At 54.2% G+C, this 12,924-nt stretch carries 9 protein-coding genes, 1 tRNA gene and 2 other RNA genes; 11 read left to right on the top strand and 1 reads right to left on the bottom strand.

Annotation, left to right across the window (positions count from 1 at the left end; genetic code table 11):
• The first annotated feature begins 110 nt into the window (after positions 1 to 110).
• The 11 genes from OGY35_RS07835 (at position 111) to dppF (ending at position 11,096) form a co-directional block, all read left to right on the top strand.
• Positions 111 to 812 (top strand): autotransporter outer membrane beta-barrel domain-containing protein, encoded by a 702-nt coding sequence (locus OGY35_RS07835; RefSeq protein ID WP_152400504.1) that lies wholly within the window; start codon positions 111 to 113, stop codon positions 810 to 812.
• Between the two features lie 230 nt (positions 813 to 1,042).
• The gene (locus tag OGY35_RS07830) at positions 1,043 to 2,245 is read left to right on the top strand and encodes an L-lactate MFS transporter (protein ID WP_152400502.1); all 1,203 of its coding nucleotides are present in this window, start codon (positions 1,043 to 1,045) and stop codon (positions 2,243 to 2,245) included.
• 262 nt (positions 2,246 to 2,507) lie between these two features.
• Positions 2,508 to 4,199 (top strand): kdo(2)-lipid A phosphoethanolamine 7''-transferase, encoded by a 1,692-nt coding sequence (gene eptB / locus OGY35_RS07825; protein WP_286631923.1) that lies wholly within the window; start codon positions 2,508 to 2,510, stop codon positions 4,197 to 4,199.
• Positions 4,200 to 4,290: 91 nt separating this feature from the next.
• A tRNA-Pro gene (locus tag OGY35_RS07820) sits at positions 4,291 to 4,367 on the top strand.
• Between the two features lie 32 nt (positions 4,368 to 4,399).
• A non-coding RNA gene (locus OGY35_RS07815) (RtT sRNA) lies at positions 4,400 to 4,532 on the top strand.
• Positions 4,533 to 4,564: 32 nt separating this feature from the next.
• Positions 4,565 to 4,697, top strand: a non-coding RNA gene (locus OGY35_RS07810) — RtT sRNA.
• A gap of 697 nt (positions 4,698 to 5,394) precedes the next feature.
• Entirely contained in the window at positions 5,395 to 7,002 is a 1,608-nt protein-coding gene (dppA, locus tag OGY35_RS07805) for a dipeptide ABC transporter periplasmic-binding protein DppA (protein WP_152400499.1), read from the top strand.
• 158 nt (positions 7,003 to 7,160) lie between these two features.
• Positions 7,161 to 8,180 (top strand): dipeptide ABC transporter permease DppB, encoded by a 1,020-nt coding sequence (dppB, locus tag OGY35_RS07800; protein WP_152400497.1) that lies wholly within the window; start codon positions 7,161 to 7,163, stop codon positions 8,178 to 8,180.
• Between the two features lie 9 nt (positions 8,181 to 8,189).
• Positions 8,190 to 9,092, top strand: coding sequence for a dipeptide ABC transporter permease DppC (dppC, locus tag OGY35_RS07795; RefSeq protein WP_152400495.1), 903 nt, complete (start codon positions 8,190 to 8,192; stop codon positions 9,090 to 9,092).
• 10 nt (positions 9,093 to 9,102) lie between these two features.
• Positions 9,103 to 10,086: a dipeptide ABC transporter ATP-binding protein gene (gene dppD, locus OGY35_RS07790; protein WP_152400493.1), complete on the top strand. Its 984-nt coding sequence runs from the start codon at positions 9,103 to 9,105 to the stop codon at positions 10,084 to 10,086.
• Positions 10,083 to 11,096: a dipeptide ABC transporter ATP-binding subunit DppF gene (gene dppF / locus OGY35_RS07785; RefSeq protein ID WP_152400491.1), complete on the top strand. Its 1,014-nt coding sequence runs from the start codon at positions 10,083 to 10,085 to the stop codon at positions 11,094 to 11,096. Before dppD ends, dppF begins: the two co-directional genes overlap by 4 nt.
• A 55-nt stretch (positions 11,097 to 11,151) precedes the next feature.
• Here dppF and OGY35_RS07780 read toward each other — a convergent pair whose 3' ends face one another.
• Positions 11,152 to 12,450, bottom strand: a complete 1,299-nt coding sequence (locus tag OGY35_RS07780; RefSeq protein WP_286631922.1) for an SLC5/6 family protein — start codon at positions 12,448 to 12,450, stop codon at positions 11,152 to 11,154.
• Positions 12,451 to 12,924 lie beyond the last annotated feature (474 nt).

Raw genomic sequence — 12,924 nt, 5'->3', positions numbered from 1 at the left:
TTGACGCGCCAGCGAAAAAGACAATATTTAATACAGGGCTTTCGCCTGTCATCCTTAAATTACAATGACAATAATATCGCCGATTTCGGCTCTCTTCTGGAGTCGCATTGATGATGATAAAAAAATGCAGTGGTCGCCGGGAAATTATTCTCCTGGCGAGCGTCGTGGTCTGTTCGCTTTACATCAACACAGCCCGCGCCTGGCAGCAAGAATATATCGTTGATAACACGCCTGGATATACGACTGAACGCTATACATGGGACAGCGATCACCAACCGCGCTATGACGACATTCTGGCTGAACGTATCCGGACGACACAAAGTGTGCCGGGGCTGGCCGTTAATCTTGAGCAGGCTTCGCCGGTGGAGGCAACCAGCGGCATGAGCATGGGCTGGAATTTTCCTGTCTCTGGCGACGTAACCACCGGGCCAGTCGCGGCGTTGCATTACGATGGCACCACTTCCTCTATTTATAACGAATTTGGCGACAGTGTGACCAGCCAATCATTCGATCCGCTATGGCATGCCAGCGTCAGTACGCTGGGCTGGCGGGTTAATTCGCAATTTGGCGATCTGCGGCCGTGGGCGCAAATCAGCTACAACCAGCAGTTTGGCGACAATGTCTGGAAGGCGCAGTCGGGACTCAGTCGAATGACGGCGACCACTCAGGACAGTAACTGGCTGGACGTGACCGTTGGTGCCGATATGCTACTTAATCAGCATATGGCGGCCTATGCCGCACTCTCGCAGGCGGAAAACACCACCAACAGTACCGACTACCTCTACACGATGGGGGTGAGTGCCAGATTTTAACCTGTCATTTACAATTTAAACCCAGTGATAACAGTGTCTGTGTCGATAGTACGCACTAACTGACGGGGAAAAAATTCATTCAATAAATATTTGTCTCGTCATTCATTCCGCATTCCAGGCATTTCATTCCGTTCTGATGGCACTTCATGCCGTTTTCTCCCTGCATAAAATGCATTTCGTTATGGTTGACGGCAGAGAATTTTCCCTTTTGCTTATGCAGGAAGACTGCCATGAAAACCGCATCGTATCAGCGCACCCGTTGGTTGACCCTTATCGGTACCATCATTACGCAATTTGCCTTAGGTTCTGTGTATACCTGGAGCCTGTTTAATGGCGTGCTTTCCGAAAAGTTGGGTGAGCCCGTTAGCCAGGTGGCCTTTTCTTTCGGCCTGTTGAGCTTAGGCCTGGCAATATCCTCTTCTGTCGCCGGGAAGTTGCAGGAACGATTTGGCGTGAAACGCGTCACCATGGCGTCCGGTATACTGCTCGGGCTGGGCTTCTTCCTGACTGCACACTCCAGTAACCTGACGATGCTGTGGCTGAGCGCGGGCGTGCTGGTGGGTCTGGCGGATGGCGCGGGCTATCTGTTAACGCTGTCTAACTGCGTGAAGTGGTTTCCGGAGCGTAAAGGACTGATCTCCGCCTTTGCCATTGGTTCTTATGGTCTCGGAAGCCTGGGTTTCAAATTCATCGACAGCCAACTTCTGGCGACCGTCGGTCTGGAAAATACCTTTGTGATTTGGGGGGCGATTGTGCTGGTGATGATCGTCTTCGGCTCGACGCTGATGAAAGATGCACCCAATCAGGAAGTCAAAACACAAAATGGCGTGGTGGAAAATGACTACACCCTGGCGCAGTCCATGCGTAAACCGCAGTACTGGATGCTGGCGGTGATGTTCCTGACGGCGTGCATGAGCGGGCTATATGTGATTGGCGTGGCGAAAGATATCGCTCAGGGGCTGGCGCATATGGACGTGGCTTCGGCGGCCAATGCGGTGACAGTGATTTCTATTGCTAACCTGTCTGGTCGTCTGGTGCTGGGTATCCTGTCCGACAAAATTGCCCGTATCCGTGTGATCACCATTGGTCAGGTGGTCTCTCTGGTGGGAATGGCCGCTCTGCTGTTTGCGCCGCTGAATGCGCTGACCTTTTTTACCGCCATTGCCTGTATCGCCTTTAACTTTGGTGGGACTATCACCGTCTTCCCGTCACTGGTCAGCGAATTTTTCGGTCTGAACAACCTGGCGAAAAACTACGGGGTGATTTACCTCGGCTTCGGGATTGGCAGCATCTGCGGTTCGATTATCGCGTCACTGTTCGGTGGATTCTACGTGACCTTCTGCGTCATTTTCGCTCTGCTGATTCTCTCGCTGGCGCTCTCCACCACCATTCGTCAGCCAACGCGCGAGGTGCTGGAAATAGCGCACGCCTGATAGCCGAAAAGAGTTTTTCCAGGCCAGCCGACGTGCTGGCCTTTTTTGTTATGTTTGCCGTGAATGGTTCGCTTTCAAACTTGATTTTTTGTAAATATCTCTTTCGATCACATTCTCTGTTGCCACTTTCTTTGCTGCATGTGGTCTACTTAGCCGCGTGTGTCGATTTTGATATTTGACTACCTTCGCAATTTCACCTGCCCGGCGGATGTCGCCGTTGCGCAGGCGGTGTTAATCCCCTCGATTTCCAGGGCTTGCTTGCATGAGATACATTACGTCGATGTCGCAGCAAAAGCTGAGTTTTTTGCTCGCGATCTATATCGGTCTGTTTATGAATGGCGCGGTTTACCTCCGTCGGTTTGACGGTTACGCGCAAGACTTTACCTTCTGGAATGGAATCTCCGCGGTTGTCGAACTGGCTGGCACAGTGCTGGCAACATTCTTCTTTTTAAGACTCCTGTCACTGTCTGGCAGGGCAGTATGGCGTGTTCTGGCTTCGCTGCTGGTGCTGATTTCAGCCGGCGCAAGTTATTACATGACCTTTATGAACGTGATGATCGGTTACGGTATCGTGGCCTCAGTCATGACCACGGATATCGACCTCTCTAAAGAAGTGGTCGGCTGGACGTTCGTCCTCTGGCTGGTGGCGGTGAGTATTATCCCGCTGATACTTATCTGGTTTAACCGCTCGACGGATACCCTCTGGCGTCAACTCTGTACGCCAAAAGTGCGCTGGCGCAGCGCGCTGATCGTGCTGATGGCGGGGCTGCTGGTCTGGGTGCCGATTCGTCTTCTGGAGATGCATCAGAAGCGCGCCGATCGTATTGCTGGCGTGGATATGCCGAGCTACGGCGGCGTTCTGGCGAACTCCTATCTGCCGTCAAACTGGCTGTCTGCTCTGGGGCTGTATGCCTGGGCGCAGGTGGATGAATCGTCTGATAACAAATCGCTCATCAACCCGGCGAAGAAATTCACTTATGCTCCGACGCAGAACCTGGATGACACCTACGTGATTTTCATTATTGGTGAAACCACGCGCTGGGATCATATGGGGATGTTGGGTTATGAACGCGACACCACGCCGAAGCTCGCTAAAGAGAAGAACCTGGTGATGTATCGGGGCTATTCCTGTGATACCGCGACGAAACTGTCGCTGCGCTGCATGTTCGTTCGTCAGGGTGGGGCCGAGGACAACCCCCAGCGTACGCTGAAAGAACAGAACGTCTTTGCGGTGCTCAAGCAGTTAGGCTTCAGCTCCGATCTCTACGCGATGCAGAGTGAGATGTGGTTCTACAGCAACACGATGGCTGACAACATTGCCTATCGCGAACAGATTGCCGCTGAGCCGCGTAACCGGGGGAAAGCCGTGGATGATATGCTGCTGGTCAATGAGATTGATCGTTCGCTGCAGGAACACCCGCAGGGTAAGCATCTGATTGTGCTGCATACCAAGGGCTCTCACTATAACTACACCCAGCGTTATCCCCGCGAGTTCGCCCAATGGAAGCCGGAATGCTACGCTATCGATCGTAAGTGTCCGAAAGAGCTGATGATTAATTCGTACGATAACTCGATTGCCTACGTCGATCATTTTATCGATACGGTGATTGATCAGGTACGCGATAAGAAAGCGATTGTGTTCTACGCTGCCGATCACGGTGAGTCGATCAACGAGCGGGAGCACCTGCACGGTACGCCGCGCAAGATGGCACCACCGGAGCAGTTCCGCGTGCCGATGATGGTCTGGATGTCTGATAAATATCTGGAGAACCCGTCCAACGCACAGGCGTTCGAGCATCTGAAGAAGGAAGCGGAAATGAAGGTGCCGCGCCGTCATGTGGAGCTGTACGACACCATCATGGGCTGTCTCGGCTATACCTCGCCGAATGGCGGTATTAATGAGAACAACAACTGGTGTCATATCCCTGACGGGCAGAAAAGCGTCGCTCAGTAAAAGGGCTGACGACTTTCTCGCCGATCAAATGGCATTTTGCGACGAAGGGATTGACGAGGGCGCACCTGCGCAGTAAGATGCGCCCCGCATTCGGTGATTGGCGCAGCCTGGTAGCGCACTTCGTTCGGGACGAAGGGGTCGGAGGTTCGAATCCTCTATCACCGACCAAATTCAAAACCCTGCTCAGCGAGCAGGGTTTTTTGCATTCAGAGCCCGAGAGGATGAGAATCTCCGGGGGCAGAGGTTCGACTCGAGCGGAGCGAGAGAACGTTGCGTCAGCAACGGCCCGCAGGGCGAGCCACGACGTGGCGAGTCATCCTCTATCACCGACCAAATTCAAAACCCTGCTCAGCGAGCAGGGTTTTTTGCATTCAGAGCCCGAGAGGATGAGAACCTCCGGGGGCAGAGGTTCGACTCGAGCGGAGCGAGAGAACGTTGCGCCAGCAACGGCCCGCAGGGCGAGCCACGACGTGGCGAGTCATCCTCTATCACCGACCAAATTCAAAACCCTGCTCAGCGAGCAGGGTTTTTTGCATTTGTAGGCCTGATAAGCGAAGCGCCATCAGGCAATTCGTTGCATCATTTCTGGTAGTGTCGGATGGTGAGGCCGGCACCTTACCCAGACTACGGGCGACCTTCATTTCTGCTACAAAAAATGAGCACCACTTCTCACTATTCATTAACGATTTTGTGACATATTCCATTGTCTTTTTTTATCTATGCATGGATCTTTTTTTGCGTTACTTATGGCTGGCGCTAGCATTTTCCGCTGTGCGTTTTAACGTTCGTGGGATTTATCGCTCAGATATGCACCATTTTGTCAGAAATTTTTTTTATTCTGCACAATTGTTAATCACCAAATGTTGAGAAATATTAAGGTATTTATTCTGGCATTCAGGGCGTAGCATAAATTTCTCTGCTGAAAATACCCACCTGAAGTTTTTTTAATCTTTGTTTGCTAATTCTCACCGTTGTTGTAAATCATGGTTACCTGTATTGACGTTTTCACATTCTGTTGACAGATTGTAGGGCATGAGGGGCATTTCATGGAGAATCCGCGCTGCTACTCAGTCGTTTATGTGAACGGAATCCCCACCTCTTAACGCCGACCCAGCCGGTTAAAAAACAAAAAAGGCCAGGCGGTGCAAACCCATTGCAAAGGGTAAAACAACAACATCACATTTGGAGCAGAAGAATGAGTATTTCCTTGAAGAAGTCAGGGATGCTGAAGCTTGGTCTGAGCCTTGTAGCTATGACTGTCGCAGCAAGTGTACAGGCTAAAACTCTGGTTTATTGTTCAGAAGGTTCTCCTGAAGGGTTCAACCCGCAGCTGTTTACCTCTGGCACAACCTATGACGCCAGCTCAGTACCTATCTATAACCGTCTGGTCGAATTCAAAACCGGGACGACGGAAGTGATTCCGGGCCTCGCTGAGAAGTGGGAAATCAGTGAAGACGGTAAAACCTATACCTTCCACCTGCGCCAGGGCGTGAAGTGGCAGGACAATAAAGAGTTCAAACCGACGCGTGATTTCAACGCCGATGACGTGGTGTTCTCTTTTGATCGTCAGAAAAACGCGCAAAACCCGTACCACAAAGTATCCGGTGGCAGCTATGAATACTTTGAAGGCATGGGCCTGCAGGACCTGATCAGTGAAGTGAAGAAAGTGGACGACAAAACCGTTCAGTTCGTGCTGACGCGTCCGGAAGCCCCGTTCCTCGCCGATCTGGCGATGGACTTCGCCTCTATTCTTTCTAAAGAATATGCCGATAACATGATGAAAGCCGGCTCGCCGGAAAAAGTAGACCTGAACCCAATCGGTACCGGTCCGTTCCAGTTGCAGCAGTACCAGAAAGACTCCCGTATTCTCTACAAAGCGTTCGAAGGTTACTGGGGCACCAAGCCGCAGATCGACCGTCTGGTCTTCTCCATCACGCCTGACGCTTCCGTGCGTTACGCCAAACTGCAGAAGAACGAGTGCCAGGTGATGCCGTACCCGAACCCGGCTGACATCGCCCGCATGAAGCAGGACAAAAACATCAACCTGATGGAACAAGCGGGTCTGAACGTTGGTTACCTCTCTTTCAATACCGAGAAAAAACCGTTCGATGACGTAAAAGTGCGTCAGGCGTTGACCTACGCGGTGAACAAAGACGCGATCATCAAAGCCGTTTATCAGGGTGCTGGCGTGGCCGCGAAGAACCTGATCCCGCCAACCATGTGGGGCTATAACGACGACATTAAAGACTACTCCTACGATCCTGAGAAAGCGAAAGCTCTGCTGAAAGAAGCCGGTCAGGATAAAGGCTTTACCGTTGAGCTGTGGGCAATGCCAGTACAGCGTCCGTACAACCCGAACGCTCGCCGTATGGCCGAGATGGTTCAGGCCGACTGGGCGAAGATTGGCGTTCAGGCCAAGATTGTGACCTACGAGTGGGGCGAGTATCTGAAACGCGCCAAAGCGGGTGAGCATCAGGCGGTCATGATGGGCTGGACCGGCGACAATGGGGATCCGGATAACTTCTTCGCGACCCTGTTCAGCTGCGCTGCGGCGAAAGACGGTTCCAACTACTCTCGCTGGTGCTACAAGCCGTTTGAAGACTTGATTCAACCGGCGCGTGCGACCGACGACCACAACAAACGTATTGAGCTCTACAAACAGGCTCAGGTGGTGATGCATGACCAGGCTCCGGCGCTGATCGTGGCTCACTCCACCGTGTACGAGCCAGTGCGTAAAGAAGTCAAAGGCTATGTGGTTGATCCATTAGGCAAACACCACTTCGAAAACGTCTCAGTCGAATAATAAAAGCAACGCCGGCGAGCGCTACGCACCGTTAAGTCGGTTCGCGGTGCGCTCCCGGCAGTAATGCTTTATCCCCTTCTCACTGAGGAGGGGATAAGATTTGTGAGCAATACAGACTCACGGTTCCAGGCCGTGTGTCATGAGAGAGAATCCGGGTTATGTTGCAGTTCATTCTCCGACGTTTGGGACTCGTCATCCCCACGTTTATCGGTATCACCCTTCTCACCTTTGCTTTTGTCCATATGATCCCCGGCGATCCGGTGATGATCATGGCAGGTGAGCGTGGTATCTCCCCTGAGCGTCATGCTCAACTGTTGGCTGAACTCGGTCTCGATAAGCCGATGTGGCAGCAGTACCTCCATTACATCTGGGGGGTTATGCATGGTGATTTAGGTATTTCACTGAAAAGCCGTTTACCGGTGTGGGACGAGTTCGTGCCTCGTTTTAAAGCGACGCTGGAACTGGGTGTCTGCGCCATGATTTTTGCCACCGCCGTGGGGATTCCCGTGGGCGTCCTGGCTGCCGTTAAGCGCGGTTCCATTTTCGATCATACCGCTGTTGGCCTGGCGCTGACCGGTTACTCCATGCCTATCTTCTGGTGGGGCATGATGCTTATCATGCTGGTCTCTGTACAGCTCAACCTGACCCCCGTCTCTGGACGCGTCAGCGATATGGTGTTCCTTGATGATTCTAACCCGCTGACCGGCTTTATGCTGATAGATACGGCGATCTGGGGTGAAGAGGGCAACTTCGTTGATGCCGTGGCGCATATGATCCTGCCGGCAATGGTGCTCGGCACCATCCCTCTGGCGGTGATCGTGCGTATGACCCGTTCGTCGATGCTGGAAGTGCTGGGCGAAGATTACATCCGTACCGCGCGCGCCAAAGGGTTGACGCGTATGCGCGTCATCATCATTCACGCGCTGCGTAACGCAATGCTGCCGGTGGTGACCGTGATTGGTCTGCAGGTGGGAACGCTGCTGGCGGGTGCCATTCTGACCGAAACCATTTTCTCCTGGCCTGGCCTTGGGCGCTGGCTGATTGATGCGCTGCAACGTCGCGATTATCCGGTTGTACAGGGTGGGGTGTTACTGGTGGCGACGATGATTATTCTCGTCAACCTGCTGGTCGACCTGTTGTACGGCGTGGTGAACCCGCGTATTCGTCATAAGAAGTAAGGGGCCATCATGTCACAGGTTACTGAAAATAAAGTTGTTGCTGCACCGGTGCCGATGACGCCGATGCAGGAGTTCTGGCACTATTTTAAACGCAACAAGGGCGCGGTAGTGGGACTGGTGTACGTCGCGATCATGATCCTGATTGCGGTATTCGCCAACTTCCTGGCACCGTATAACCCGGCTGACCAGTTCCGTGATGTCCTGCTGGCACCGCCTGCCTGGCAGGAAGGCGGCAGCCTGGCGCATCTGTTGGGAACCGACGACGTGGGTCGCGACGTCCTGTCGCGCCTGATGTACGGCGCGCGCCTGTCGCTGCTGGTGGGCTGCCTGGTGGTCGTGCTGTCGCTGGTGATGGGCGTGGTGTTGGGTCTGGTTGCCGGGTACTTTGGCGGCATCGTTGATAACATCATTATGCGTATCGTCGACATCATGCTGGCGCTGCCGAGCCTGCTGCTCGCGCTGGTGCTGGTGGCGGTATTCGGTCCTTCAATTGGTAACGCCGCGCTGGCGCTGACGTTCGTCGCGTTGCCGCACTATGTGCGACTGACGCGCGCCGCCGTGCTGGTGGAGGTCAACCGCGACTACGTGACCGCTTCCCGCGTGGCGGGTGCCGGTGCGATGCGCCAGATGTTTATCAACATCTTCCCGAACTGCCTTGCGCCGTTGATCGTTCAGGCGTCGCTCGGCTTCTCTAACGCCATTCTCGATATGGCCGCGCTTGGCTTCCTGGGCATGGGTGCGCAACCGCCAACACCGGAGTGGGGCACTATGCTCGCGGATGTGTTGCAGTTTGCGCAAAGCGCCTGGTGGGTCGTGACCTTCCCGGGTCTGGCGATCCTGCTGACGGTGCTGGCATTTAACCTGATGGGTGACGGTCTGCGTGACGCGCTCGATCCCAAACTGAAGCAGTAAGAGGTTCGAGATGGCGTTATTAAATGTAGATAAATTATCGGTGCATTTCGGTGATGTTGGCTCCGAATTCCGCGCCGTAGACCGCATCAGCTACAGTGTGAATCAGGGTGAAGTGGTCGGTATTGTCGGTGAGTCAGGCTCAGGGAAATCGGTCAGTTCACTGGCGATTATGGGGCTGATTGATTATCCGGGCCGCGTGATGGCGGAGAACCTGCTGTTCAACGGTCAGGACCTCAAGCGTATCTCTGAGAAAGAGCGACGTAACCTGGTGGGTGCCGAAGTGGCGATGATTTTCCAGGACCCGATGACCAGCCTGAACCCGTGCTACACCGTCGGTTTCCAGATTATGGAAGCGATCAAGGTGCATCAGGGCGGCAACAAGAAAACCCGTCGTCAGCGGGCAATTGACTTGCTGAACCAGGTGGGGATCCCCGATCCGGCCTCGCGCCTGGACGTGTATCCGCATCAGCTTTCCGGTGGGATGAGCCAGCGCGTGATGATCGCGATGGCGATTGCCTGTCGGCCGAAACTGTTGATTGCCGATGAGCCGACGACGGCGCTGGACGTGACCATCCAGGCGCAAATCATCGAACTGCTGCTGGAACTGCAGCAGAAAGAGAACATGGCGCTGGTGCTCATTACCCATGACCTGGCGCTGGTGGCGGAAGCCGCGCATAAAATCATTGTGATGTACGCCGGTCAGGTGGTGGAAACGGGGGCGGCGCACGATATTTTCCGCGCACCGCGTCACCCTTATACCCAGGCACTGTTGCGTGCACTGCCGGAGTTCGCTCAGGATAAAGCGCGACTTGCCTCGCTGCCAGGCGTGGTGCCGGGGAAATATGACCGCCCGATGGGCTGTCTGCTGAACCCACGTTGCCCCTATGCGACGGACAAATGCCGCAGTGAAGAACCTGAACTGGCCCAGTTGGATGGCGGTCGCCAGTCGAAATGTCATTACCCACTCGATGATGCCGGGAGGCCCACACTATGAGTACGCATGAGGCCACCTCGCAACAGCTGTTGTTGCAGGCAATCGACCTGAAAAAATACTACCCGGTGAAGAAGGGGATTTTCTCCCCGGAACGCCTGGTGAAAGCGCTCGACGGCGTATCCTTTACCCTTGAACGCGGCAAAACGCTGGCGGTGGTGGGCGAGTCCGGCTGTGGGAAATCCACGCTTGGCCGTCTGCTGACGATGATTGAAACGCCGACGGGCGGTGAACTGTATTACCAGGGGCAGGATCTGCTTAAGCACGATCCGCATGCGCAGAAACTGCGTCGGCAGAAAATCCAGATTGTGTTCCAGAACCCGTACGGTTCGCTGAACCCGCGTAAGAAAGTGGGACAGATTCTGGAAGAACCCCTACTGATCAACACCTCACTCAGCAAAGAGCAGCGTCGTGAAAAAGCGCTGGCGATGATGGCGAAAGTGGGGCTGAAAACCGAGCACTACGACCGCTATCCGCATATGTTCTCCGGCGGTCAGCGCCAGCGTATTGCCATCGCCCGTGGGCTGATGCTGGATCCGGATGTGGTGATTGCCGATGAACCGGTCTCCGCGCTCGATGTTTCTGTCCGTGCGCAGGTGCTGAACCTGATGATGGATTTGCAGCAGGAACTGGGGCTGTCCTACGTCTTCATCTCTCACGACCTGTCGGTTGTTGAGCACATTGCTGATGAGGTGATGGTGATGTACTTAGGTCGTTGCGTGGAGAAAGGGACGAAGGACCAGATCTTCAACAACCCGCGCCATCCGTACACCCAGGCGCTGCTCTCCGCCACGCCGCGTTTGAATCCAGACGAGCGCCGCGAGCGCATCAAGCTGACCGGTGAGCTACCCAGCCCGCTGAATCCGCCGCCGGGCTGTGCCTTCAACGCCCGCTGCCGTCGCCGCTTCGGACCCTGCACCCAGTTGCAGCCGCAGTTAAAAGACTACAGCGGTCAACTGGTCGCCTGTTTCGCGGTTGATCAGGATGAAAATGCGCAGAAACCCGTAGCGTAAATTCGTCACTTCTCCAGGCCCGAGGATGCGGTTACGCCCTCGGGCTTTTTTAATTCTATTCAATCAGTTTCAGCAGTGGCGACAGGCACAACAGGATCCCGTAGAGCAAAATCAGCCAGGTTTTCAGACCGCGCAGCTTTTCCAGTGGAGCGACCTTATAAATCAGGAAGAACGGGATGAGGCAGGAGACGATGCCGTACAGCGGGCTGCCCAACTGGAAGAACACCAGCACTGAGACGCGAAACGAAACCCAGACAACCAGCGTAGTGACGATAAACACGCAGATCCCCAGCGTAATCACGCGCGAAGGAATTTTCCCGACGTTAACGACGCGACCCAGCACATTCAAAATAATGCCCTTCATTGCCTCGTGGAATCCCAGGTAGATCCCAAAGAACGCGGTCAGGACGGCAAAGATATTCAGCACCGTCGAGGTGATGTGAATAATCGGGCCAGGTATGACCTGCGCGGCTAACGCCAGTGCGGAAATGTTTTGCTCAAAGGCGGAGACCGCCTCCTCGTGAGTGATAGAGAAGGTGAACGAGAAGGAGAAAAACAGGATCACCGCAATGAGCGTGATGTAGCTGATACGGTGAGTGCGAATCGCCATGCGGGTTGCCAGTACTCTGTCCGCTTCACGCTTGCGATAGGCAATATTCATCGGGTTGAGAACCTGAATGAAGACCGCCGAAAAGAAGCAGAAGGGGATCGTGAGCAACACGTCGCGAAAGAACACCGTCGCCTGCGGGAAAGCGGTGATATTGCTCAGGTTCCAGTGGGGTATCATCGCCAGCCCAAACACCACGATGATACCGACTTTCACCACCACCATCGGGCCGGAGATTTTGAAAAGCAACTTCTCACCGCCGGAGGCGATCGCCACCAGAGCCGCAAAAATCGCCACTTTATAGACCAACGACTGTGAAAGGTCGGCGTCAGTCAGGCCAAAGGTGCGGATATACGATGCGCTGTCGAACACCACGGAAAGCGAGTAGATAAATATGCCGTGGATGATCATCAGGAAGTAAATCACGCCAAGGAAGACACCCCAGTTTTTCCCCAGGTAATGGCTGATGACATCGGTATAGTCATGACAGGTTTCGCTCTCGGAGAGCGTTTTCAGATAGATATCCTGTACGATCCAGGTGGCAGGATAGGCAATCAGAGAGGCGGTAATAAAAACCCAGATGCCTTTCAGCCCAATCTGCACCGGCATTAATACCGTTCCTGCGCCAATCGCCATGCCAATGCACAGCAGCACCCAGCCAAAATCGTAGCGGGTAAACGGTAAAGTCTGCGATGCCGGTTTGCCGGATGCGCGGTGATCGCAAAGTGGTGATGTGTCGTGCTGCATGGAGTCCCCTGCCAAAAATAGCCGTCACGGCTTGATGACCGCGAGGGGACGCAATTCTACAGAAGAGTGTGGGTCTCTGCCAGTTGACTGATTGCGAGGCGTCACGCAAAGCGAAAGCGTGTCGGATGTCGGGCAAGGCGGGTTATCGTAGAATCTGCTCCAAGCCGGGTGACCCGGTGAGGCGCAACGTTGCGGGGGCTTGATCCCTGGCGGCAATGACGCTAGATGTAGAAAACCCCCGCACATTGCTCGGTAAACCAGGCAACACAACGGGGGCATCCCTATCTCTAGACAAGTTAAGGATAGCCGCGAACGGTTGCCATTGCAAATAGCGGCGATATGACGCTAAGCACCTGACTCATTAGGCTATTTTATTTGTCATTTTGGCCCCGGGCAGTGCTCAGAATCCTCACGTACTACGTGTACGCTCCGGTTCTTGCGCGCTGGCCGTGACCAAACTGCCTGCATCAATTA

Source organism: Citrobacter sp. Ct235, assembly GCF_030332305.1.
GTDB lineage: Bacteria > Pseudomonadota > Gammaproteobacteria > Enterobacterales > Enterobacteriaceae > Citrobacter_A > Citrobacter_A telavivensis.
This window is presented reverse-complemented; position numbering and strand designations above follow the sequence as displayed.